At 65.9% G+C, this 22,143-nt stretch carries 19 protein-coding genes and 1 pseudogene; 6 read left to right on the top strand and 14 right to left on the bottom strand.

The genetic code is table 11. From position 1 onward, the window contains the following. Window positions 1-12: 12 nt before the first annotated feature. Both ACMVY4_RS19950 and ACMVY4_RS19945 read right to left on the bottom strand, forming a co-directional pair. Complete coding sequence (locus ACMVY4_RS19950; RefSeq protein WP_416897701.1) at window positions 13-699, bottom strand: hypothetical protein; 687 nt, start codon at window positions 697-699, stop codon at window positions 13-15. Then, complete coding sequence (locus tag ACMVY4_RS19945; RefSeq protein ID WP_416897700.1) at window positions 696-1,463, bottom strand: NAD kinase; 768 nt, start codon at window positions 1,461-1,463, stop codon at window positions 696-698. The genes ACMVY4_RS19950 and ACMVY4_RS19945 overlap by 4 nt, the downstream gene beginning before the upstream one ends. 142 nt (window positions 1,464-1,605) lie before the next feature. Here ACMVY4_RS19945 and ACMVY4_RS19940 point away from each other — a divergent pair, with 142 nt between their 5' ends. Together ACMVY4_RS19940 and ACMVY4_RS19935 are read left to right on the top strand one after the other, a co-directional pair. Further along, entirely contained in the window at window positions 1,606-2,073 is a 468-nt protein-coding gene (locus tag ACMVY4_RS19940) for a molybdopterin-guanine dinucleotide biosynthesis protein A (protein ID WP_416897699.1), read from the top strand. 45 nt (window positions 2,074-2,118) lie between these two features. Next, the gene (locus ACMVY4_RS19935; RefSeq protein WP_416897698.1) at window positions 2,119-4,407 is read left to right on the top strand and encodes a CHASE2 domain-containing protein; all 2,289 of its coding nucleotides are present in this window, start codon (window positions 2,119-2,121) and stop codon (window positions 4,405-4,407) included. A gap of 3 nt (window positions 4,408-4,410) precedes the next feature. Here ACMVY4_RS19935 and ACMVY4_RS19930 read toward each other — a convergent pair whose 3' ends face one another. Genes ACMVY4_RS19930 through ACMVY4_RS19905 form a run of 6 tightly spaced genes read right to left on the bottom strand, consistent with a single transcriptional unit; the run spans window position 4,411 to window position 11,190 of the window. After that, window positions 4,411-5,247, bottom strand: a complete 837-nt coding sequence (locus ACMVY4_RS19930; protein WP_416897697.1) for a squalene/phytoene synthase family protein — start codon at window positions 5,245-5,247, stop codon at window positions 4,411-4,413. After that, the gene (locus ACMVY4_RS19925) at window positions 5,244-7,166 is read right to left on the bottom strand and encodes an alkyl/aryl-sulfatase (protein WP_416897696.1); all 1,923 of its coding nucleotides are present in this window, start codon (window positions 7,164-7,166) and stop codon (window positions 5,244-5,246) included. The genes ACMVY4_RS19930 and ACMVY4_RS19925 overlap by 4 nt, the downstream gene beginning before the upstream one ends. A gap of 24 nt (window positions 7,167-7,190) precedes the next feature. Further along, entirely contained in the window at window positions 7,191-7,553 is a 363-nt protein-coding gene (locus ACMVY4_RS19920) for a nuclear transport factor 2 family protein (protein WP_416897695.1), read from the bottom strand. Then, a complete protein-coding gene (locus ACMVY4_RS19915) occupies window positions 7,550-8,482 on the bottom strand; it encodes a DUF6537 domain-containing protein (protein WP_416897694.1) in 933 nt (310 codons plus the stop codon). Before ACMVY4_RS19915 ends, ACMVY4_RS19920 begins: the two co-directional genes overlap by 4 nt. After that, window positions 8,406-9,038 carry a 2-oxoacid:acceptor oxidoreductase family protein gene (locus tag ACMVY4_RS19910; protein WP_416897693.1) on the bottom strand — a complete coding sequence of 211 codons (633 nt, stop codon included), beginning with the start codon at window positions 9,036-9,038 and terminating at the stop codon, window positions 8,406-8,408. Before ACMVY4_RS19910 ends, ACMVY4_RS19915 begins: the two co-directional genes overlap by 77 nt. A gap of 1 nt (window position 9,039) precedes the next feature. Continuing rightward, window positions 9,040-11,190, bottom strand: coding sequence for a thiamine pyrophosphate-dependent enzyme (locus tag ACMVY4_RS19905; protein ID WP_416897692.1), 2,151 nt, complete (start codon window positions 11,188-11,190; stop codon window positions 9,040-9,042). Window positions 11,191-11,273: 83 nt separating this feature from the next. Between ACMVY4_RS19905 and ACMVY4_RS19900 the strand changes: the two are divergent. Beyond that, a pseudogene (locus tag ACMVY4_RS19900) lies at window positions 11,274-12,414 on the top strand (NADH:flavin oxidoreductase/NADH oxidase). Window positions 12,415-12,423: 9 nt separating this feature from the next. Here ACMVY4_RS19900 and ACMVY4_RS19895 read toward each other — a convergent pair. Then, entirely contained in the window at window positions 12,424-13,263 is an 840-nt protein-coding gene (locus tag ACMVY4_RS19895; RefSeq protein ID WP_416897691.1) for a universal stress protein, read from the bottom strand. Between the two features lie 274 nt (window positions 13,264-13,537). Between ACMVY4_RS19895 and ACMVY4_RS19890 the strand changes: the two genes are divergently transcribed. Both ACMVY4_RS19890 and pntB read left to right on the top strand, forming a co-directional pair. After that, complete coding sequence (locus tag ACMVY4_RS19890) at window positions 13,538-15,094, top strand: Re/Si-specific NAD(P)(+) transhydrogenase subunit alpha (RefSeq protein ID WP_416900359.1); 1,557 nt, start codon at window positions 13,538-13,540, stop codon at window positions 15,092-15,094. Window positions 15,095-15,112: 18 nt separating this feature from the next. Further along, window positions 15,113-16,498: a Re/Si-specific NAD(P)(+) transhydrogenase subunit beta gene (gene pntB / locus ACMVY4_RS19885; protein WP_416897690.1), complete on the top strand. Its 1,386-nt coding sequence runs from the start codon at window positions 15,113-15,115 to the stop codon at window positions 16,496-16,498. Window positions 16,499-16,516: 18 nt separating this feature from the next. On the opposite strand, the gene ACMVY4_RS19880 is transcribed toward pntB, so the two are convergent. From ACMVY4_RS19880 to ACMVY4_RS19865, 4 genes are all read right to left on the bottom strand, one after another. Further along, entirely contained in the window at window positions 16,517-17,869 is a 1,353-nt protein-coding gene (locus ACMVY4_RS19880; RefSeq protein ID WP_416897689.1) for a sensor histidine kinase, read from the bottom strand. Further along, entirely contained in the window at window positions 17,869-18,543 is a 675-nt protein-coding gene (locus tag ACMVY4_RS19875; RefSeq protein WP_416897688.1) for a response regulator transcription factor, read from the bottom strand. Before ACMVY4_RS19875 ends, ACMVY4_RS19880 begins: the two co-directional genes overlap by 1 nt. A 6-nt stretch (window positions 18,544-18,549) precedes the next feature. Further along, on the bottom strand, window positions 18,550-18,825 hold the full coding sequence (locus tag ACMVY4_RS19870; protein WP_416897687.1) for a PepSY domain-containing protein: 276 nt from the start codon (window positions 18,823-18,825) through the stop codon (window positions 18,550-18,552). A 161-nt stretch (window positions 18,826-18,986) separates the two neighbouring features. Beyond that, window positions 18,987-20,186 (bottom strand): PepSY domain-containing protein, encoded by a 1,200-nt coding sequence (locus ACMVY4_RS19865; RefSeq protein ID WP_416897686.1) that lies wholly within the window; start codon window positions 20,184-20,186, stop codon window positions 18,987-18,989. Window positions 20,187-20,364: 178 nt separating this feature from the next. Here ACMVY4_RS19865 and pcaF point away from each other — a divergent pair, with 178 nt between their 5' ends. Then, window positions 20,365-21,570 carry a 3-oxoadipyl-CoA thiolase gene (pcaF, locus tag ACMVY4_RS19860; RefSeq protein WP_416897685.1) on the top strand — a complete coding sequence of 402 codons (1,206 nt, stop codon included), beginning with the start codon at window positions 20,365-20,367 and terminating at the stop codon, window positions 21,568-21,570. Window positions 21,571-21,579: 9 nt separating this feature from the next. On the opposite strand, the gene ACMVY4_RS19855 is transcribed toward pcaF, so the two are convergent. Next, window positions 21,580-22,134 carry a PAS domain-containing protein gene (locus ACMVY4_RS19855; RefSeq protein WP_416897684.1) on the bottom strand — a complete coding sequence of 185 codons (555 nt, stop codon included), beginning with the start codon at window positions 22,132-22,134 and terminating at the stop codon, window positions 21,580-21,582. Window positions 22,135-22,143: the final 9 nt, after the last annotated feature.

Here is a 22,143-nt window from a genome sequence, read left to right as displayed (position 1 = left end):
GCAATGGAGCGTTCAGATAAGTCGTTCGATGCGCGGATGGCCGATCGGCTGCCCATGCGCCGCCAGGACCGAGTTCACGGCCTGGCGGTATTCGACATCGGTCAGGTGGCGGGCGACGAAGTCTTCCAGCGGTCCGTCGAATTTCGCCGCGCGCATGGCGTGGCGCTGGGCGTCGTGCTGGGAGACATCCTTCAGCGGCATCAGCCGGTCTTCCGGTGCGAAACTGCCGTGAATGGCCAGATAGGCGAAGGCTGTTTCCGGCCGGCCATGCGGCCCGAGATCGAGGTCGAAGCCGGATAGCCGGCACCAGGCGTAGCCGGTGCCCACCGATTCCGTCCCGTGCATGATCTCGATCTGCGGCTCCGTGAGCCATGTGACGTGCACCTGCGCCGTCGCCCCCTCGATCACGGCCAGCGTCGCAGGCACCGAACCATAGCCTGTGAGCCGTGCGGCGAAGACGGGGACGAGATCGCGGATCGTGCCCCAGGTGACGGGGATTTCGGCGTCTTCGCCGTATTTCTCGGCCAGGCGTTGCGGCGAACCGTTGGAACCCGACGCGACGACCGGCGTCCGGCCCGACGGATCGAACCGGCCGAGCGGTTCGGCGCGGCCGGCCCTGAACAGGTAGCTCTCGCCCGGCGGATCGAAGGGATAGCGCAGGCCGTGGGCGATGCGGGCGGCGAGATCGCCGCCGGTCACGGGACGAACTGCTCGTTCAGGATGCGCTCTTCCAGGCTGTGCTCGCTGTCGAACAGCAGCCGCATGGTCACGTCCTTTGCTTCCGCGACCGTCACGCGCTTCACGTGCCGAACCTCGAAGGTGTCGGCGACGGCGCTGACGGGCCGCTTGTAGAGTTCGCGCACGTCAAAGGTGACCTCGGCTTCCTTGGGCAGCAGTGCCCCGCGCCAGCGGCGCGGCCGGAAGGCGCTGATCGGCGTCAGGGCCAGCACGCCTGCGGTCAGCGGCAGGATCGGGCCGTGGGCGGAGAGGTTGTAGGCGGTGCTGCCCGCCGGCGTCGACAGCAGCAGGCCGTCGCAGATCAGCTCCTCCATGCGGACGCGTCCGTCGATGGAGATGCGGATCTTCGACGCCTGGCGGGTCTGACGCAGCAGCGAGACCTCGTTGATCGCCAGTGCCTCCTGCTTGCCGCCGGATTCGGGCTCGGCGATCATGCGCAACGGATGGATCTCAGCCAGCGTGGCGTCGTTGATCCGCTGCAGCAGGTCTTCTTCCTGGAACTGGTTCATCAGGAAGCCGATGGTGCCCTTGTTCATGCCGTAGATCGGCATGCCGCGCTCCAGATACTCATGCAGCATGGAGAGCATGAAACCGTCGCCGCCCAGCGCGACGATGACGTCCGCATTGTCCAGATCGTGGTCGCCATAGCGCCCGATCAGGACCTCGGCCGCATTCTCGGCAGCAGGCGTGTCCGCCCATTTGAACGAGATTCGTTCGAACGCCATTGCCGCACGGTCCCCCTCTAGGCCAGCCGTCCCCTTCGCGGTGAGGCCGGAGTATAGCGGCAAGTCCTTGCAAGGCCAGCATTCTCCGGGCGCCGCACGGCGAACCCTTGCGCATGGCTGACGGTGCGGCAATCATCGGCCCATGAAACGATTTCTGGCCGTTCTGATCATCTCTCTGGCCGCCGGCGGCGCGGCCGCGAACGACCGTCACGAGGGCTATTACTACCCCGGACCGGTCACCGAAGAGGTCTATGGCAGCCGGGCCACGGTGATGCCCGAGGCCGAGAGGGCGCTGCGCTACCGCTTCATCACGGGCTACACGCAGGAACAGATGGCGCGTCCCTATCCGCCGCCGCATGCGATGTATGCGAAGGGAGCGGACGGCGAGAAGCTGCTGCTGATCGGCACGGGGGCGGACAGTTTCCGGAATCTTTACCAGGCGCGGGCCGTACTGGCGCAGATGACGGCGATCGCGCGCGGCACCCCGCTGTTCCGGGACATGCAGGTGGAGGAAGTCTTCACCTTCCTGGATCTCGCGAAGATGATGGGTTTTTCGCAGATCACCGTCTCCGATGGCGTGACATTTGCACACAGGATCGTCATCGACTGATAGAATGACCGGCGCAGAAAAACAGCGCCGGAGGAGGGGCTGACGATGGGCAAGTTTGGCAAGCGACTCTGGAAATTCGCGTCGCTCAGATGGCTGGCGTTCATCGTGCTGATCGGCATGGTCTGGATCCGGGCCATGGATTTCGATCAGGTGACGTTCCTGCGTCAGAACGTGCTGTTCGACCAGTTCCAGACATTCGACAACTACGAACCGCCGGCGCGTCACACTGCGATTCTCGACATCGACGAGGCCAGCCTGGCCAAGGTCGGCCAGTGGCCGTGGTCGCGCTACAAGATCGCGGTGATGATCCAGATCCTCCAGCAGCTCGGCGCGAAAGTCGTCGGCTTCGACATGGTCTTCGCCGAAAACGATCGTCTTTCGCCGACCATCTACAGCCAGCAGAACGAGCAGCTTCCGCCCGAAATCGCCCAGGCGCTGGCGAAGCTGCCTTCGACCGACGCGCAGCTGGCTTCCGTCCTGAAACAGAGCCCTGTCGTGCTGGGCGGCACGACGACCTATTTGCAGATCGATCAGAAGCCCGAGAACCGGCCGCAGGGCGTCCGCATCCTGGAAGAAAACGGCCCCGGCAAGACGTGGCTCTCCCTCTACCCGTCGCTGGTCCACAACAACGCCGAGATCGAGAAGGCAGCGCCGGGCTTCGGCGTCTTCAATACCGATGTGAGTTCGGACGGCGTCGTCCGGCGTGTTCCGGCGCTGACCCGCGTCGGCCCGCCGAACGAGGAAAAGAACCAGCAGGTCTATGCCAGCCTGGGCATCGAGATGCTGCGGCTGGTGCATCAATCGCCCGGCATCATCATCCGCAAGGAGACCCAGGTATCCGGCATCTCGTCGATCCGCATGCGATCCAAGATCCGCGAAGACAAGAAAGTCGTGATCCCGACCGACGAGCACGGGATCATGTGGGTGCGTTTCCAGGAGCACAATCCAGCGATCTACATCTCTGCCGCCGACATCGTCGCGATCGATCCGACGAACCAGGCCAAGATCCAGGAACTCTACGAGAAGGTGAACGGCAAGTACGTGCTGGTCGGCACCTCCGCCGAAGGCCTGAAGGATATCCGCGCCACCCCGTTGGAAGCGGCAGTGCCTGGGGTGGAAGTGCACTCCAACATCATCGATATGGTCGAGAACGGCGATTACCTGATCCGGCCGTCCGTGGCCAACGCCGTCGAGATGGCCATCATCCTGCTCGCCGGCCTTATCCTGATCGCATTCGTGCCGAACCTCTCGGCCCTGACCACCGTCGCCTTCTTCGTGCCGCTCTGCGCTGTCCTGCTGGGCGGATCCTGGTACCTGTTCAGCTATGAATCGCTGCTGGTCGACGGGCTGACGCCGGCCTTCGCGCTGTTCATCCTGTTCGTGCTGCTGGTCTACCAGAAGTTCGCCCGTGAGCAGGCCCAGAAGAAGCAGGTTCGCGGCGCCTTCAGCCAGTACCTCTCGCCGGCGCTGGTCGAGCAGCTGGCGGAGGACCCGTCCAAGCTGACCCTGGGCGGCGAGACGCGGAACATGACCTTCCTGTTCTGCGACATCCGCGGCTTCACCCCGATCTCGGAAAGCTTCAAGGGCGATCCGCAGGGCCTGACCCGGCTGATCAACAAGTTCCTGACGCCGATGACCGACATCATCATGGGCAACCACGGCACCATCGACAAATACATGGGCGACTGCATCATGGCCTTCTGGAACGCCCCGCTGGACGATCCGGACCATGCGCGACACGCCTGTGAATCCTGTCTCCGGATGCAGTCCGATCTGGTGTTCCTCAACGAGCGTCTGGAGGTCGAGGCCAAGGAAGACGGCAGGCCCTTCATCCCGATCAAGATCGGTATCGGCGTGAACACCGGCGAATGCGTCGTCGGCAACATGGGTTCGGAGCAGCGCTTCGACTATTCGGTGCTGGGCGACGCCGTGAACCTCGGCGCCCGTATCGAAGGCCAGTCCAAGTCCTATGGCGTGATGAACGTCATCGGCGAACTGACGATGGAAGAGGTCAAGGACTTCGCCATCCTCGAACTCGATCTCATCGCGGTGAAGGGCAAGGACGAGGCCGTCCGCATCTTCACCATGCTGGGCGGGCCGGAGATGGCAAGCGATCCGGGCTACAAGGCTCTCTATGACGAGACCGACAACATGATCCGCGCCTATCGGGAGCGCCGTTTCCAGGAAAGCCAGCAGCATCTCGACAAGTGCCGCGAACTGGGGCCGGACCTCAATGTGCTGTGGGACGACGTCTATCAGCCGCGACTGACCGAGTATCTGGAGAACCCCCCGCCGGAGGACTGGGACGGGGTCTACCGCGCGACCTCGAAGTAGGCGTCAGCCCAGAAGGTTCGCGCGGAACAGCGTCACGATCCGGGCGGCGTTGCCCGGATCGATGCGCGGGTCGGAAAGGTCGAATCCGGCGGCCTTCAACCGCTTCAGGTAGAGGCGTGCCAGCGCCAGCGGCAGCAGGGCGGGCCGCCCCACCTTCGGAACGCGCCGGATACTGCCCGCCTCGGAAATATCGCTTTCGGCGATGTCGGCGATTTCCTTCAGGACTGCCTTCAGCTTCGCCGGATCGCGGCGGCCGAGCGACTGACGTGCATCGGCAATACCGTGTTGCGCCATCAGCTGCCCGGGCAGCAACACGCGCCCCTCGGCTCCCAGAAACGGTACCGCCCTGAGTATGCCGGCGAGCGCGTAGGCGCGGCCCGCGGGGACAGCCTTTTCGTGCACCGGGCCTTCGCCGACGCCCAGCGCCATGAGGGCGAGCCGCATCAGGTTGGACGATGTGGCCTCCGCATAGCCGACCAGCTGATCCACGGTCTCGAAAGGCGCATCCTCCATGTCGGCCTCGCGCGCGTCGATCAGGGCGTTGGCCAGATCGAAGGCCGCAGAACCTGCGTCGGGCATCCATCCGGAAAGGGACTCGGCGACCGGATGCCGTCGGGCCGCGCCGCCGCGGATTTCCACCAGCGCATCGCGCCACCATTGCAGACGGATCTGGCCGAGCATCGGTTCGGACACGCGTTCGCGCGTCGAAGCGACTTCAAGATTGAAGGCATAGAGCCCGATCAGCCGATCGCGCGTCGCACCGGACGCGAACAGCGCGCTGTAGAGCCGGTCGGGATCCTGCGCCCTGAGGTCGTCGATCAGTTCCCCGCCGGCGGTCAAAGGTGCTCCGGTCCGGGCGTGACGATGTCGAACTGCATCTCGAAAGTGTCCAGCATGCCGAACAGGCCGGTCGCGATTCCGGCGTCGCCGTCGACAGTCAGCCCGCCACTGTCGAGGGCGTCCGTGATCGCGATCTTGCCGACGATCAGACCGACCAGAACCTCTCGTGTCGTTGTAATCGTCGCATCGGCGTCATTGGCCCGCTTGCCCATGATGTGAGTCAGGGTTTCGTTGCACAGCGTCTGACAGACGCTCTCATCCCGGTCTTCCAGCCACCAGTTGATCCGCCATTTCAGGCGCAGCGCCTTGTCCGGGTCCAGCCGCACGGCGACGAAGTCGAACAGCGTTGTGGTTGCGACGGCGCCGAGGAGGTCGGGGCTGAGAACGGGCCGCGGCGGCAGCTTGACGACGCCGTGCCGGAGTTCCTGCGCGGCATAGAGATAGGCGTTCCGCCATGTCGCCGATTCCGCCTGATAGCCGAGCTGCTCGAATGCGTCCGCAGCCAGATGGCGGGCGTCCTGATTGTCCGGATCGGCGAAGAGCACATGGTAGAGCACCTGCGCCACCCAGCGATATTCGCCGGCCTCGAAATCGGCGCGCGCCTTCGCCAGCACCTCGTCCGCGCCGCCCATGTAGCCGACATATTTCCGCGCCGCCTTCACCGGCGGCAGCGGGTTCAGATTGGCGGGGTTGCCGTCGTACCAGCTGAGATAGCGCTGGAAGACGGCCTTCGAGTTGTGGCTGACGGTGCCGTAATAGCCGCGCATCCGCCAGTCTTCGCGGAGCGAGGGCGGCAGGTCGAGGCTCTCGGCGATCTCGGCAGGCCGCCAGCCCTGGTTCATGCGCCGCACCGTCTGGTCGTGGATGTGCTTGTAGAGATCGCGCTGGCGCTCGAGGAAATCCTTCACCGCTTCCCGGCCCCAGGTGGGCCAGTGGTGCTGACAGACCAGCACTTCGGTGCCGGCGCCGAAGCGTTCGACAGCGTCGGCCAGGTAGTGCGACCATATACGGGGATCACGGACTTCCGATCCGCGCAGCGGGCAGAAATTGTGCAGCAGCGGCGTGGCGTTCTCGGCCATGTTCAGCACGCCCAGTTCGGGGAAGAACATGTGCATCTCGGCCGGAGCCTCGGTGCCAGGCGCCAGATGAAAATCCACGGCAACGCCGTCCAGCACGTGCCGCTCGACCGGCTCGGTGACGATGTCGGTGGGGGCGATCAGGCTGACGGTGCCGCGCGCGGTGACCTTGCCGAGGCCGGCATCGACCTGGCCGCGCGGGCCGGGCTTCAGCAGGCCGCCGAACTGGAACTGGGCGCGGCGCGACATCGGGTTGCCGGCCAGCACGTTCTCGCCGCCGACCGCCTCAAGAAAGCCGTCCGGCGCGAAGACCCGGGCCTGTCCGCTGTCGACCTCGTCCTGGCTCAGCACGCCCTTGGCGCCGCCATAATGGTCGACATGACTGTGGGTGTAGAGCAGCGCCTTCACCGGCCGGTCGCCCCGATGCTTGCGGTAGAGAGCGAGCCCGGCGGCAGCGACTTCCGCGGTCGTCATGCAGTCGATCAGGATGACGCCCGTATCGCCTTCGACGATGGTCATGTTGGCCAGATCGAGGCCGCGGACCTGCCAGACCCGGTCCGTCACCTCGAACAGGCCGTTCGCCATGTTCAGCCGCGCCATCCGCAGCAGGCTCGGATTGATCGTCTCGATCTCGTCCTCGCCGCCGAGGAAGTCGTAGACGTTCAGGTCCCAGACCTTCGTGCCGCGCTCGGTGGCGACGATCCCCCCGTCCAGACTTTCGACCAGACCGCGCGCCGCATTCTCGAAGTCACGCCGATTCTCGAAATCCAGCTTCGCGGCCAAGGCGGCATTGGCCTTCTGCGTGGCTTCGCTGGCCGGCTTCTGTGCTTTCGCGTCTGTCATATCCGTCCTCCCCCTGGACGACTGTCAGCCCGGCAACGGGCCGAAGAAACCGATGACGGCTTTCAGCCGGCCGGCTGCGTCGAACTCGACGAAATCGATGCTTTCCGGACCTGTGGAGCCGTCCCGCATGGCGCGTTGCCAGCCGAAGCGACCCAGCCCGTGATGCTGGTCCAGCTTTCCGATCCGTCGCAGCCCGAAGCCCTCGAACTTGCTGTGCACGCCGGCGATATGGTCCAGCAGGGCCGCCGCGCCCTCGACCCGCACGGTCGGATCGCAGTAGACGCCGCCCTCCGACCAGATCTCGCCGAGAAGGCGCTTCCGTTCGACCGGGTCCGTCGTGTTCCAGATGGCGCAATAGGTGTCGATGACCGTTTCGGCATCCATCATGCGGCCTCCTTTTTCCCGATCAGCCGTTCGAGGCTGTCGCCTTCGGGATCGCTGATCGCGGCGTCCAGAAGCGGCCGGAACACTGCAGCCGGCTCGGGCGCTGCGAGACAGTCGTCCAGCCGGCTCATCAGCTTCGCATGTTTCGCGACCCCGCGCGCATGGGTGTCCGAATAGCCGCGCACGATCTTTGCCGAACGCGCCACCATCAGGGCGACACCGCGGTCGATCTCCACGCTGCGGAGGATCGCCTTCAGCCAGGCTTCGATCCGCGCCTGTTCGTCTGCGTAGCGCATGGTCCGTGGCCGCCAGCCCTTCAGCTTCGACATCAGCCAGAGGGGAACGAAGCCGCCGACCGAGGTCGTGTTCACATGAAGACCGACATTCATCCGGTGACGCAGGCCCATGCGGTCGGCCAGGCCCAGAACAGGACGGCCTATCCAGCGGGGCATCAGCGAGGTCCATTCGTCGATGCCGGGCTTCATGAACTCGGTGACGGTGACGATCTGGCCGTCCGCTGCGCGGACCTCCTCGCGCACCCGGGCGATCCGCTCGGGCCGTGTCTTCAGGTCGGCGACTCGGATCAGATCCTCGAACGCCATCCAGAGCGCCAGCCGCCGGGCCGTCTCCACCGTGACATCGAAGCCGTTCGTCGGGCCGCCATGGCGCGCATCCGCCTCGGCCACCTTCGCCAGCCGGTCGAGATATAGTCGCGCATAGCCGGGGCCCTGATAGTCGGTCAGCCGGACCACGCCCTGCCGCGCCAGATCCTTCGCCTTTTCCGGCAGTTCCTTCTCGATCCGTTCGGCCAGCGCGCCGCTCTCGAGAGAGACGGGGGAGGGCTCGGGCGCTTCCTCATCGCCTTCCATCTGCGCCAGGGCGAAGCCGGCCTCGAACCCTTTCAGGTTCGAACTCCACGGCAATGCCGCCATCGACGATGGCCTGTCGCAGCGTGTCGGCCGGGACGGGCAGGGCGCCGCTGCCGGCCATCGCGCCGAGCAGGACGGCGTTGATGATCGAGCCGGCGTCTTCTGCCTTCGCCTTCAGGTCGCGCAGGATCGCCTGCTTCGCCATCTCGGCCGCCGCAGCCTCGATGCGGTCGGCGTCGTAGCGGCCGTCGGTTGTCGCGGTCTTTTCGGCCATGGCGTAGAAGCGGTGGGTAGAGGCGATCAGCGTCGTCCGGTCCGGCGTGATGTAGCCGTTCTCGACCGCGCGGCCGGCTTCCAGCAGCTCCGACGCCACCATCAGGTCGATGTTGCCCGGGCTGGCGGTCAGCGCGAAGACCGGCCGCCGCCCGTCGCCACTCTTCGGCATCATCTCGATGTAGTAGGTCGTCGCGCCGGTGCGCTGCGCCACGCCCGGTATCGAGGTCGCCTGCACCCAGAGGTCCTCGGCGCGGGCCGCGTTCACCACCCAGTCGGCCAGCACGCCGCCACCTTCACCGCCAAGCGCCGCGATCAGAACCGTCGTGGGACGCACATCGTTCACGTCAGGCCGCCGCCCGCCGTGACAGCAGTCCGATCACACGGTCGGCGACAGACCGCCGGAACCGGTCCCAGCGGCTGGGATTGCTGATGATCCCGGCACGGTAAAAGGAGGGGCAGAGCACGGCGGCGTGGCTCACCTCGCCGCAGAGGCCGCAGCCGACGCAGTCATTGTTCACATGCGCGACCGGATCGTCCTTCAGCGGGTCCGTCGCGTCCTTCACCGACAGCGACGGGCAGCCGGAGAGCCGGATGCAGCTGTGGTCGCCGGTGCAGACGTCCTCGTCCACGCCGAAGCGTTCGCGGACCGTGCGTTTGCCGTCCGCGATCCGCTTGCGCATCTCGGGCTTCACGCGGCGCTGGCGGGCAAGCTGGCATTCGCCGTCGGCGATGATGACCTTCAGACCCTTCTGCTTTTCCATCATCGCCTTGCGCAGCACCGAGATCACCTTGGGCACCGAATAGGTGCGGACATGGCGGATCCATTTCACACCGACGCCGCGCAGGGCGCGTTCGATATCCTGACCGTCCGGCTGGTAGGCCCCGGTGCGCACACCGCCGCCCTTGACCGAGGAGGGGATCGCCTGATGGCCGGTCGCGGCGCTGTAGCCGTTGTTCATGATGACGAGCACGCCGTCATCGCCCTGGAAGACGGCGTTTGCGACGCCCGAGGTCAGGCCGTTATGCCAGAAGCCCCCATCCCCCATCATCGAGACAACCCGCTTGTCGAAATTGGGTCCGACGCCACTGGAACTGGCCAGTCCCAGCCCGTAGCCCAGTACCGTGTTGCCGATATTGAAGGGCGGCAGGGTCGAGAAGGTGTGGCAGCCGATGTCGGCGGAGACGTGGAACTTGCCGACATCGCGCTCGGCCAGCTTCATGGCCGAGAAGACCGGCCGTTCCGGACAGCCGGTGCAAAAGCTGGGCGGGCGGGTCGGCACCGGTTCGCCCAGCAGCCGCTGACCCTTCTGCTTCGCCGCGTCGATGGCGGCCCGGCGCTCGAGCACGTCCTTCAGGTCGACGCCGCGGGGCACCGCCCCCTCGATGAAGCCGGCGACCCCGGCCAGCACGACGGCACCGGTATACTCTCCGGCCAGCGGCAGCAGGCCCTTGCCCATCACACGGGTCTGTACGTCGGCCTTGCGCAGGATCGCGTTGATGGCGTCTTCCAGATAGGCGGGCTGCCCCTCCTCCACGACGAGGACCGTCCGCTTGGAGGCGCAGAAACCCGATACCTCGTCCGGGACCAGCGGGTAGGTCACGTTCAGGCAGTAGATCGGGATTGGCGTCTCGCCATAGGCGTCCGCCAGGCCAAGCTGCTGCAGGGCGCGAATGACGGCGTTGTACATGCCGCCCTGGCAGATGATGCCGACATCGTCGGCCTCGCCCCGGAAGATCTCGTTCAACCTGTTCTGGCGAATGAAGTCGACCGCCGCGGGCCAGCGGTGCTCGATCTTCTCCTTTTCCTGGGCGTAGGTGGACGGCGGAAGGCAGACCTTGCCGTAGTCGAAGACCGGCTCGGTGATCCGGTTGACGCCGGAAAACTCGCCCTTTCGGTTGGTCTTTGCCGGGAAGCTGCCCTGCACATGGCAGGCGCGGATGCGCAGTTCGAGCATGACCGGCGTGCTGGACGCCTCGGACAGCTCGAAGCCCTTCTCCACCATGCGCACGATTGTCGGGTGGTCGGGGCGGGGGTCCAGCAGCCAGATCTGCGACTTCATTGCGAAGGCGTGGCTGCGTTCCTGGATGATCGAGGCGCCCTCGCCGTAGTCTTCGCCGATGACGATCAGCGCGCCACCGATGACGCCGGCCGAGGCGAGATTGGACAGCGCGTCCGATGCGACATTGGTGCCGACGGTCGACTTCCAGGTCGCTGCGCCACGGATCGGATAGTTGATCGAAGCGCCCAGCATCGCCGCGGCCCCGGCCTCCGAGGCGCAGTTCTCAACATGCACGCCGAGCTCTTCCATGATCGGGCGGGCATCGTTCAGCACGTCGATCAGATGGCTCACCGGCGCGCCCTGATAACCGCCGACATAGGAGACGCCGGACTGCAGCAGCGCCTTCGTCACGGCCAGGATGCCTTCGCCCTCGAAGGTGTCGCCGTCGCCCAGCCGGAGCTGCTGCACCTCCTTCGCGAAACTGCGTTCGGCCATGCCGATCTCCCCAAACCGATCTCTTCGCTCTATTTAGGCTGGCCATGAAGTCAGGGTCAAAGGCGGAAGCCGGGGGGAAAGCGATGGCCGAACTGTTCACGGAATTCCAGCTCAGGGATCTGACGCTGCCCAACCGCATCGTCGTTGCACCAATGTGCCAGTACATCGCCGATGATGGCTGCGCCAATGACTGGCACCTCGTGCACATGGGCAACCTCGCCATGAGCGGGGCCGGGTTGTTCATCATCGAGGCGACGCATGTCAGCCGGGAAGGCCGTATCACGCATGGCTGCCTCGGAATCTATTCGGACGCGAACGAGAAGGCGCTGGCCCGGGCGGTTGCCTTCGCGAAGGAACACGGCACTGCCCGGATGGGCATCCAGATCGGGCACGCCGGCCAGCAAGGCCTCGACGCACATTCCGCTGAAGGGCGGCCGTCCGCTGGGCCGCGACGAGAACCCCTGGCAGACGCTGGCGCCGTCGGCTGTGGCCTATGCCGACGACTGGCACACACCGCGCGCCTTCGAGGCGGAAGACTTCGGCCGGGTGAAGGACCAGTTCGTCGATTCCGTGCGCCGGGCCGACCGGATCGGCTTCGATCTCGTCGAACTGCATGGCGCACATGGTTATTTGCTGCACCAGTTCCTCTCCCCGCTCAGCAACCGGCGCGAGGACGGCTATGGCGGCGATCTGGCGGGGCGGATGCGCTATCCGCTGGAAGTGTTCGAGGCGGTCCGTGACGTCTGGCCGGCGCACAAGCCGATGGGTATCCGCCTTTCAGCCACGGACTGGGTCGAGGGCGGCTGGACCCCGGAAGAGACCGCGATACTCGTCAAGGAACTGAAGGCCCGTGGCTGCGATTTCGTCGACGTCACGACTTCCGGTCTCGATCCACGTCAAAAGATCCCCGTCGGCCCCGGCTATCAGGTGCCCTTCGCGGACAGTCTGAAGCAGGAGACGGGCGTGCCGGTGATGGCCGTCGGCATGATCAACCAGCCCGACCAGGCTGAAGAGATCGTTGCAAGCGGCAAGGCGGACTTCGTCATGCTGGCCCGCGGCTTCATGTACAACCCGCGCTGGGCTTGGCATGCCGCCGAGGCACTGGGCGTCGAGATCCCCTATCCGGCGCAATATGTCCGCGCCGCGCCATCGAAATGGCCGCAGGCATTTCCGGACCGGCGCGAGGCCGCACCCAAGGCCGTGGGCGACGCGCGCCAGATCTGACCGGCCGGTCTAATGGGAGAACAGGATCGGCACCGTCATCTCGTGCATCAGATGGCGGGTGACGCCGCCGAAGATCAGTTCGCGGTAACGCGGCGTCGAGTAGGCGCCGACGACAAGCATGTCGATCCCGAGATCGCTGGCGCGGGAGAGGATCACGTTTTCCCGCGTCATGCTCGCCGGATCCTCCTCGTCGATCGAGGCGACCACGCCGTTGGCGCTCAGGTGCTGGATGATGCCCGCTCCGGGCTTGGCGCTCTTGCTGATGATGCTGGGCACCGGATTGACCATGATGACGGTGACCTTCTCGGCCATCTGCAACAGCGGCATGGCGTCGTTGACGGCCCGGGCGGCCTCGCGGCTGCCGTCCCAGCCGACCATGATATGCCGCCCGGCCGGCGCGGTCGGGATCTCCGGCACCACCAGGACGGGACGGCCGCTGTTCAGGACAAGGTGGTCCGGCAATTCCTGGCCGCCGAAGCGCATCCGGCTCGCCGGGCTCTGGGCGATGACTGCGAGACTATGCCGGCGGGCGAACTGCGTCACCACTTCCGCGACGGCGTGGCTCGGGCTTTCCTGAACGCGCGTGTCGCCCTTCAGGCCATGTTTCTCCAGCGCCAGCTGGAATTCCGACAGTGCGCCGTCCGCCGATTCGAGCACGACAAATTCCAGATTGGCGACCACACCCTGGGAAATCGCGCCGTCTGCGACCATCGCCCAGTTCGGTTCCGACACCGCCGGTGTGATGACGCCGGTCATGCGGGCACCATGCGTCTTCGCCAGTCCGCAGGCCTGCGCCAGCACGTTCGCGTTGCCGGATGCGCATTCGAGATAAACGAGGATGTTCTTCATGATCGGCCAACTCCCTGCGCTTGCCGGGGGCCGAGCCGGAGCGTCCCGGCCGCCCTGCCGGTTTACCGCGGGAATCTTGAACGTTTCGGCCGCGCTCAGCCAGACAAAGTTTTCGGGCGGGATGCTGCGCGACCGCAGGCGCCGAACAGACGCTTGATCCGGGCGCGACGATTTCAAGCACCCGCACGGCGCGTTTCGTTGCTGCATTGCAACGTAGTGTGGGTATATTCCCGCGCTTTGAGATCCATTCACGGGGCCTGAGTCTATAATGAGCATGAAAATCGGTGTTCCCAAGGAAGTCCACGACGGTGAGCGGCGTGTCGCGCTGACTCCGTCCGTGGCGCAGCAGATCCAGAAGTTCGGCTACAGCCTCGCCATCGAAAGCGGCGCTGGCGAGCATTCGGACTTTTCCGACGACGCTTACCGCGAGGCGGGCGTCGAGGTCCTCGACAGCGCGAGCGCGGTCTGGGAGAGATCGGACATTGTCATGAAGGTCCGGGCGCCGGAGGCGCATCCTTCGGGCGTCCACGAGACCGAGATGATGCGCGAGGGCCAGACCCTGATGAGCTTCGTCTGGCCGGCGCAGAATCCGGAACTTATGGATCAGATGGCGGCCCGCAAGGGGACGGTCATCTCCATGGACGCCGTACCGCGCATCAGCCGTGCGCAGAAGCTGGATGCGCTCTCCTCGATGGCGAACATCGCCGGCTATCGTGCCGTGATCGAGGCGGCGAACCATTTCGGCCGCTTCTTCACCGGCCAGATCACCGCGGCGGGCAAGGTGCCTCCGGCGAAGGTCATGGTCATCGGCGCCGGTGTCGCCGGTCTGGCCGCCATCGGCGCGGCCCGCGGGCTGGGCGCCATCGTGCGCGCCTTCGACACCCGGCCAGAGGTGAAGCAGCAGGTCGAGAGCATGGGCGCCGAGTTCCTGGAACTCGACTTCGAGGAAGAGGGTTCTGGCTCCGGCGGCTACGCCAAGGAGATGTCGAAGGAGTTCATCGACGCCGAGATGGCGCTGTTCCGGGAACAGTGCAAGGACGTCGACATCGTCATCACCACCGCCCTGATCCCCGGCAAGCCTGCGCCGAAGCTGATCCTGGCGGACATGGTCGAGATCCTGAAGCCGGGTTCGGTTGTGGTCGATCTGGCCGCGGAGCAGGGCGGCAACTGCGAACTGACCGAACCGGGACAGGTCGTGGTCAAGCACGGCGTCACCCTGATTGGCCATGTCGACCTGCCCAGCCGGCTGGCGGCGCAGTCGAGCCAGCTCTACGCTTCCAACCTGCGGCACTTCCTGGACGATCTGACGCCCGAGAAGGACGGTCAGATCAACGTCAACATGGAAGACACCGTCATCCGCGGGGCGACCGTGATCAAGGACGGCGAGATCACCTGGCCGCCACCGAAGATCGAGGTTTCGGCCGCGCCGAAGGCGGCGCCGCCCAAGCCGAAACCCGAGAAGGACGAGAAGGCCGAGGCGCGCAATCGCGGCATCACCTCGCTGGCCATCATGGGCCTCGGCGCGGTTGCGATGATTGCGCTTGGCTCGGTCGCGCCGCCCGACTTCATGGCGCATTTCACCGTGTTCGTGCTGGCGTGCTTCGTCGGCTACCAGGTGATCTGGAACGTGACGCCGGCCCTGCACACGCCGCTGATGGCCGTGACCAACGCCATCTCCGGCATCATCGTCATCGGTGCGTTGCTGCAGGTCTCCAGTCCTTCATGGACAGTGACCGTTCTCGCCTTCGTCTCGGTGCTGATCGCGACGATCAACATCGCAGGCGGCTTCCTTGTGACCCAGCGGATGCTGGGCATGTTCCGCAAAGACTGAGGCGAGGGGTAGGACAGCATGGCTCAGGGTCTTGTCACCGTCGCCTATATCGCGGCGAGCATTCTCTTCATCCTCGCGCTGGGCGGCCTGTCGAAGCAGGAAACCGCGCGGCGCGGCAATGTCTACGGTATCGTCGGCATGGCGATCGCGATCATCGCGACCATCGCCGCACCGGAGGTCGTGTCCTACGGCGTTCTCGTACCGGCGATGATCATCGGCGCCGTGATCGGCGGCTATGTGGCGAAGAAGGTCGAAATGACCGGCATGCCGCAGCTGGTCGCGATGCTGCACAGCTTCGTCGGTCTTGCCGCGGTGCTGGTCGGTATCGCTTCCTACATCGACCCGCGCAGCGTCTTCGTCGGTGTCGAGGCGACCATCCACGAGGTCGAGATCTTCCTTGGCGTGTTCATCGGCGCCATCACATTCACCGGCTCGATCATCGCCTTCGGCAAGCTGGACGGCCGCATCGACGGCAAGCCGCTGATGCTGCCCTTCCGCCACGGGTTGAACGCCATCGCGGTGCTGATCTGCCTCTGGCTCGGCTACATGTTCCTGGGCATTCCCGACCATGGTGGCCTGTGGGCGCTTCTGATCATGACCGTGATCGCCTTCGCGGTCGGCGCACACCTCGTCATGGGCATCGGCGGCGCGGACATGCCCGTCGTGGTCTCGATGCTGAACAGCTACTCGGGCTGGGCGGCCGCTGCGACCGGCTTCATGCTGGGCAACGACCTGCTGATCGTGACCGGTGCGCTGGTCGGCTCCTCGGGTGCGATTCTCTCCTACATCATGTGCCGCGCCATGAACCGGCACTTCGTCTCGGTCATTCTGGGCGGCTTCGGCACAGGCGGCGGTTCGGCTGCTGCGGTGGAAGGCGAGGCGGTTCCGACCAGTCATGACAACGTCGCGGAGATGCTGTCGGAAGCCAACGAGGTCATCATCATTCCGGGCTACGGCATGGCGGTGGCGCAGGCGCAGAGCACGGTGTCCGAGATCACCAAGCGGTTGCGGGCGAAGAACATCAATGTCCGCTTCGCCATCCATCCGGTCGCCGGCCGTCTGCCGGGCCACATGAACGTGCTGCTCGCCGAGGCCAAGGTCCCCTACGACATCGTTCTGGAGATGGACGAGATCAACGAGGACTTCGGCCACACCGACGTGGTGCTGGTGATCGGGGCGAACGACATCGTCAATCCGGCCGCCCAGGAAGATCCGGGCAGCCCCATCGCGGGCATGCCGGTGCTGGAATGCTGGAACGCCCGGACAGTTGTCGTGCTGAAGCGTTCCATGGCGACCGGCTATGCCGGCGTCGACAATCCGCTGTTCTACAAGGAAAACACGCGGATGCTGTTCGGCGACGCCAAGGAGAGCCTCGATACGGTGCTTTCGAAGATCGAGTCCTGATCCGGCGAGGGCACTGCCTCAGGCGGTGTCCTCCCGGACGGCCTGTTCCGGGGCGCTCATGCGGAACCGGACTTCCAGGCCGCCGAGGTCGGAACGTTCGACCGTGAACTCGCCACCATAGCTTGCGACGAGTTCCCGCGTCAGCGTCAGGCCGAGGCCGGTGCTGCCCGGCTTGCCGGAGAGGCTGCGGCCGCGCTCCAGCGCCTCCGCAATCTCCGCTTCCGAAAGACCCGGGCCGTCGTCGGCGATCGAAACGGTGCCGCCGCCTGAAATCGTGCCACAGACGCGGACCGTGGCGCCCGCATGGCCGACCGCATTGTCCAGCAGATTGCCGATGACGTCGTGCAGGTCCGCCTCGTCAATGCGCAGGGCCAGACGATCGTCGATGTCCAGCCGGACATCCAGATCCCGGTCCTCGATCTGCGGGCGAAGCACACGCAGGATGGCGTCGACGACGGGCCCGACCGGGACCGGAGCGTGGCGGACCCCGGCGCCTGCCGACCGGGCCAGCACGAGGTGGTGCTGGACATGGGTCAGTGCTGCCTCCGCCTGATCCCGGATCGAACGAGAAGGCACGGTATCTGACCGTTCCGTGGCCTGGATGATGACGCTGAGCGGGGTCTTGAGCGAGTGGGCGAGGCTGCCGGCCTGGTCGCGGGCCCGGGTGATCAGGTTGGTCTGCGCCGTCTTCAGCGCGTTGACCTCCTGTGCCGCGATGGCGACCTCGCTGGGGAAGTCCTCGCTGACTTCGGTGATGTCTCCGGCCCGGAGGGCGGCGATCTCTCGAGTAAAGCGGCGGAGCGAATCGAGGCTGAGCCAGGCCACCAGCGACGCGGCGAGCAGGGCGAGGAATCCCTCGGCGATCAGCGCCAGCATGAAGAGCCGGCCCATCTCGCCCTCGAAGCGGTCGAACTCCGCCGTGTCCATGGCCACGGTCAGCCGCGCCTGGCCGGCTTCGGTCGGCAATTCCAGCGACATCGTCCGCAACGCCTGTCCGGCCGGGCCGGTGGCATCTCCCCAGTCCGGCCGGTCCGGGTCGGGCCGGACATCGCCCAGCCGGGTATCCCAGAGCGAGCGGGACCGGAGCGGTTCGTCGTCGCCGGCGTCGATCTGCCAGTAGGCCCCGGAATAGATCTCGGCAAACCGTGGCGGACCGAATGCGGCCTCGGTTAGACCGGACTGCAGGCCGTCGCGCGCGTCGGCTGCGACATGTTCGGCCAGCAGGTTCAGTTCACGGTCGCGAAGGCTGGAGATTTCCCGGATCAGCAGTTCGCGGGCGATCAGTGTCGAAATCAGCGTGACCGCCAGAACGCCGAGCGCCGACAGCAGCGCGACACGGAATGTCAGCGGCCAGCTCGACGGTCCGCGCATCACCCCGCGCCGGACTCCGCAGGCTTGAAGCGGTAGCCGAGGCCGCGCACGGTTTCGATCCGGTCGCGGCCGATCTTCTTTCGGATCCGGCTGATCAGCACCTCGGTGCCGTTGGAGAGCGCCTCGCTGTCGAGGTCGTGGACATGATCCATGATCTGGTTCTTTGAGATCACCCGTCCGGTGTTGTGCGCCAGATAGTTGAGGATGCGGTATTCATGCGCCGTCAGGCGGGCGTCCTGACCGGCCACGAAGACGCGCTGCGCAGCGGTGTCGATCTCGACGTCGCCGAAACGCATCGACGACTCGGTCTGGTTGCCGCTTCGGCGAAGCTGTGCCCGGACACGCGCCAGCAGCTCCTCCTGATGGAATGGCTTGGTGATGTAGTCGTCGGCGCCGGCATCGATGCCGGACACTTTCTCCCGCCAGCCGTCGCGCGCCGTCAGCAGGACCACCGGGGTGGATTTCTGGTTCCGCCGCCAGCCCTTCAGCAGGCTGACGCCGTCCTTTCCCGGCAGGTTGACGTCCAGAAGAACCAGATCGTAGGGGGCGACGGCCATGTAGTCGTCGGCCTCCTCGGCGCTCTCGGCGGCATCGACAGCGTAGGAGGCGTGTTCCAGCATGTCGCGCAGCCCCTCGCGCAGATCGGCATCGTCTTCAACGATCAGGATTCGCATCGTCCTTCACCGCTTGCTGACCCGGCCGGATTTCGCATCGGCGACGTATCGCTGAAGCTGTCCGTCCGGTGTGCGCCACAGGATTGTGTAGGCGCCGTTGCTGAACTTGATCGAGACCGCCTCGCCGCCCTGCTGGCCACGGATCTGGTCCACGATCCGGGACAGGGGCACGCCGTCTGCGCGGTCGCCGCCCTGGCCCTTGCCGCCCTTCTGCGCCAGGACCGGCTGGGCGAGGGCGACAGCGGCCGCGAGGATGACGGCTATCGAGATACTGCGCAGCAAGCTTCTTTCCTTTCCAGCGCAAACGTTACCGGTTCCGCGCACACTCGCCCGCGAACCTGTCCGGTTCGTGAACGGATCGGAGTCTAGGCCTGTTGGCGCGGAATGTCAGTCCGAAGGAGGGCGGCGGCCGGGAGAAGCTCCCGGCCGCTGCGGTCCGGCTCTCAGAGTACCCGGCCGGTGTCGGCGTCCACCCGGACGACGGTCCATTCGCGGTTCCGTGTCACGCCCCGGACGTCATAGACGCCGTTGTTCAGCGAGATCTCGCCGAAGCTGACGATACCTTCGCGGCGGGCGATCTGCTTGGCAGCCTCGATGCCGATCAGGTCTCCATCCGCGACACTCAGGTTCGTCCGTGTGTTCGTGGCCGCGGCAGCGCTCGCAGCCGGCGTCGCCGAGTAGGCGTTGTCGACGCGATAGAGCCGGAGCGCCTTGCCGGTGACGGCATCGACCTCGATGGCGACATGGCGGCTGCCGCGCGCGACGCCGAAGACCGTGTAGAGATCGCCGGTCCGTTCGACGCGCTTCACGTCCAGGGCCGAATAGTCATTGGCGGCCCGGGCAGCCTCCGCCGACGAGATCAGGCGGTTGTCGAAGCCGTGGCGGCTGCGCGGATTGACGGTCTGGATCACGTTGCCGGTCCGGGCATCGACCTTGACCAGGCCGCCACGGCGGCCATTGACGTGCCAGACGTCGCCATGCAGCCGTGCGTCGGCGACGCGGATCCGGGTGTTGTTGCGGGCGATCTCGATCGCCTCGCTGCGGTCGATGACCCGGCTGTTCGTCGCGAAGGAACGGACGATGTTGCCGTTGTGCGCGTCCACTTCGACGACGACTTCGCCGCGCGCATTGTTGATCCCTGTGACGCGGTAGAGGCCACGGTCCCGGTCGATGTCAGTGATGCGCATGTCGATGTGGCGCTGGGCGATCCGGCCGGCGCGTTCCGACGAGATGGCGCGTCCTGCATCGCGTCCGTCCAGATCCTCGACACCGACGACATCACCCGAAAAGGCATTCACCTGGACTTCGACCAGGCCCCGGCTGCGGCTTTGGCCGCGGACGAAATAGTGCGCGCGCTGGCGATCGATCTCGATCACGCGCATCGGCGTGTGCCGGCGCGCGATGTCGCCAGCGCGGGTCGGGGAGATGGCGTTGCGGCGATCCCTTTCGTCCTCGATGCCGAACAGGCCCTCGAAGAGCGGCGGCGCATCGCGGTCGAGCAACTGGACGCGGTGCAGCGTCGCGCCGGTTTCGATGGTGGGAAGTGCGGCAGCGGGTCCGGCATTGGCCGGCAGCGCCGTCAGGGCAGTGGTGGCGGTCAGCGCAAGCGCGGCAAGGGCAGTCTTTGTGTACGTCGACGACATGTTTTTTCTCCTCTCGGTACTTGTCGCTCCATTCAATCTGGATGCCGATGCTGAATGACCATTCAACCGGTCATTCAGAAAGCATTCAGGGATGACGGACCGGGGTCGTCTTTCTTTTACTCACACGCTAGATATGGGGCCGAAGACTTGGAATTCAGCCGGACGGGGGAGTGACTCAATGACCGAGGCCTTTGTATGTGACGCGGTACGGACGCCGTTCGGACGCTTCGGCGGCGGGCTCAAGTCGGTCCGTGCGGACGATCTGGCGGCGCATCCCCTGAACGTGCTGAAGGAGCGTCAGCCCGATGTCGACTGGGACAGCCTGGACGACGTGATCTACGGCTGTGCGAACCAGGCCGGGGAAGACAACCGCAACGTCGCGCGCATGGCGCTGCTGCTGGCGGGTCTGCCGGAGAAGGTGCCGGGGTCCACCGTGAACCGCCTCTGTGGCTCGTCGATGGACGCGGTCGGCACCGCGGCCCGCGCCATCAAGGCTGGCGAAGCCGATCTGATGATCGCCGGCGGCGTCGAGAGCATGACCCGCGCGCCTTTCGTCATGGGCAAGGCGGAGACGGCGTTCTCGCGTTCGGCCGACATCTACGACACCACCATCGGCTGGCGCTTCGTCAATCCGAAGATGAAGAAGCAGTTCGGTATCGATTCCATGCCGGAAACGGCCGAGAACGTGGCCGAAGAATTCCAGATCAAGCGCGAGGACCAGGACGCCTTCGCCGCGCGCAGCCAGCAGCGGGCTGCGGCGGCGCAATCGGCCGGCATCTTCGCCGAGGAGATCGCAGCGGTGTCGATCCCGCAGCGCAAGGGCGACGCCATCGTGGTCAGCGACGACGAGCATATCCGCGGCGACACCACTGCCGAAAAGCTGGCGAAGCTGCCGGCGCCCTTCCGCGAAGGCGGCAGCGTCACGGCCGGTAACGCCTCGGGCGTGAATGACGGCGCCTGCGCCATGCTGATCGCGAGCGAAGAGGCGGCCGCCCGCAACGGGCTCACCCCGCGGGCGCGGATTCTGGGCATGGCGACCCACGGCGTGCCGCCGCGGATCATGGGCTACGGCCCGGCGCCGGCTTCGGAGAAGCTGCTGGCGCGGCTCGGCCTGGAAGTCGGCCAGATGGATGTCATCGAACTCAACGAGGCCTTTGCAGCGCAGGCGCTTGCCGTCACCCGCCAGCTCGGCCTGCCGGACGACGCCGAGCATGTGAACCCGCATGGCGGCGCCATCGCGCTGGGTCATCCGCTGGGCGCATCCGGCGCGCGGCTGATCCTGACAGCGGTCAACCAGCTGCACCGCACCGGCGGCCGCTACGCGCTCTGCACCATGTGCATCGGCGTGGGCCAGGGCATCGCCGTGGTGCTGGAGAAGGTTTGAGGCCCGGGCTCAGCCCGCCTTTCCGGGGACGCCTAGTCCGATATCGACGTAGTCCCGTTCACGGACCTCGAAGATCGCGAGCGGCTGCGCGCGCTGATTGAGATCGGGCGCCAGCCGCTCGATCAGCTGATCGACGAACAGCATCATCGGCTGGCCCTTCGATCCGGTCAGCGGATATCCGATCGATTCAGCCAGGGTGCGCCGGCCGGACCGGTACCGAGCCTCGATGATGATCCGCATGCCGCAGGGGTGAGAAGCGGTGGTGATGAGTTCGCGGTAGGCCGACGGCCTGCGCTCCTCGGAGACGAACTCCATGTAGTCGCGGCCTGTCGGGTCGAGGCCGAAGCGCTCGGCGATTCCGGTGCCGCAGAGGCGCATGATCGACTTGCCCGGTTCGCCCATGTCGTGAAGCACGATGAAGGGCAGCGCCGCCTTGATCTCCGCAGGGTCGAAATCCCTGCGCGGCGGTACCCCGCCGCACGCGTCCCGCAGCCGCCACCAGTAGCTGTGGAACAGCCAGCAGAGTTCGCCGGTCAGCAGGGATTCCAGTTCTGAGCGGTTCATGGATCCGGC

The sequence above is a fragment of the Minwuia sp. genome (assembly GCF_048007105.1).
Lineage (GTDB): Bacteria > Pseudomonadota > Alphaproteobacteria > Minwuiales > Minwuiaceae > Minwuia.
The sequence above is the reverse complement of the archived record's forward strand: the minus strand, read 5'-3'. Positions and strand labels throughout refer to the sequence as shown.

Coding starts and splice junctions, on each gene's coding strand:
- ACMVY4_RS19945 (WP_416897700.1), bottom strand. CDS start 1,463: ATGGCGTTCGAACGAATCTCGTTCAAATGGGCGGACACGCCTGCTGCC.
- ACMVY4_RS19940 (WP_416897699.1), top strand. CDS start 1,606: ATGAAACGATTTCTGGCCGTTCTGATCATCTCTCTGGCCGCCGGCGGC.
- ACMVY4_RS19935 (WP_416897698.1), top strand. CDS start 2,119: ATGGGCAAGTTTGGCAAGCGACTCTGGAAATTCGCGTCGCTCAGATGG.
- ACMVY4_RS19925 (WP_416897696.1), bottom strand. CDS start 7,166: ATGACAGACGCGAAAGCACAGAAGCCGGCCAGCGAAGCCACGCAGAAG.
- ACMVY4_RS19920 (WP_416897695.1), bottom strand. CDS start 7,553: ATGATGGATGCCGAAACGGTCATCGACACCTATTGCGCCATCTGGAAC.
- ACMVY4_RS19915 (WP_416897694.1), bottom strand. CDS start 8,482: ATGGCGGCATTGCCGTGGAGTTCGAACCTGAAAGGGTTCGAGGCCGGC.
- ACMVY4_RS19905 (WP_416897692.1), bottom strand. CDS start 11,190: ATGGCCGAACGCAGTTTCGCGAAGGAGGTGCAGCAGCTCCGGCTGGGC.
- ACMVY4_RS19895 (WP_416897691.1), bottom strand. CDS start 13,263: ATGAAGAACATCCTCGTTTATCTCGAATGCGCATCCGGCAACGCGAAC.
- ACMVY4_RS19890 (WP_416900359.1), top strand. CDS start 13,538: ATGAAAATCGGTGTTCCCAAGGAAGTCCACGACGGTGAGCGGCGTGTC.
- pntB (WP_416897690.1), top strand. CDS start 15,113: ATGGCTCAGGGTCTTGTCACCGTCGCCTATATCGCGGCGAGCATTCTC.
- ACMVY4_RS19880 (WP_416897689.1), bottom strand. CDS start 17,869: ATGCGCGGACCGTCGAGCTGGCCGCTGACATTCCGTGTCGCGCTGCTG.
- ACMVY4_RS19875 (WP_416897688.1), bottom strand. CDS start 18,543: ATGCGAATCCTGATCGTTGAAGACGATGCCGATCTGCGCGAGGGGCTG.
- ACMVY4_RS19865 (WP_416897686.1), bottom strand. CDS start 20,186: ATGTCGTCGACGTACACAAAGACTGCCCTTGCCGCGCTTGCGCTGACC.
- pcaF (WP_416897685.1), top strand. CDS start 20,365: ATGACCGAGGCCTTTGTATGTGACGCGGTACGGACGCCGTTCGGACGC.
- ACMVY4_RS19855 (WP_416897684.1), bottom strand. CDS start 22,134: ATGAACCGCTCAGAACTGGAATCCCTGCTGACCGGCGAACTCTGCTGG.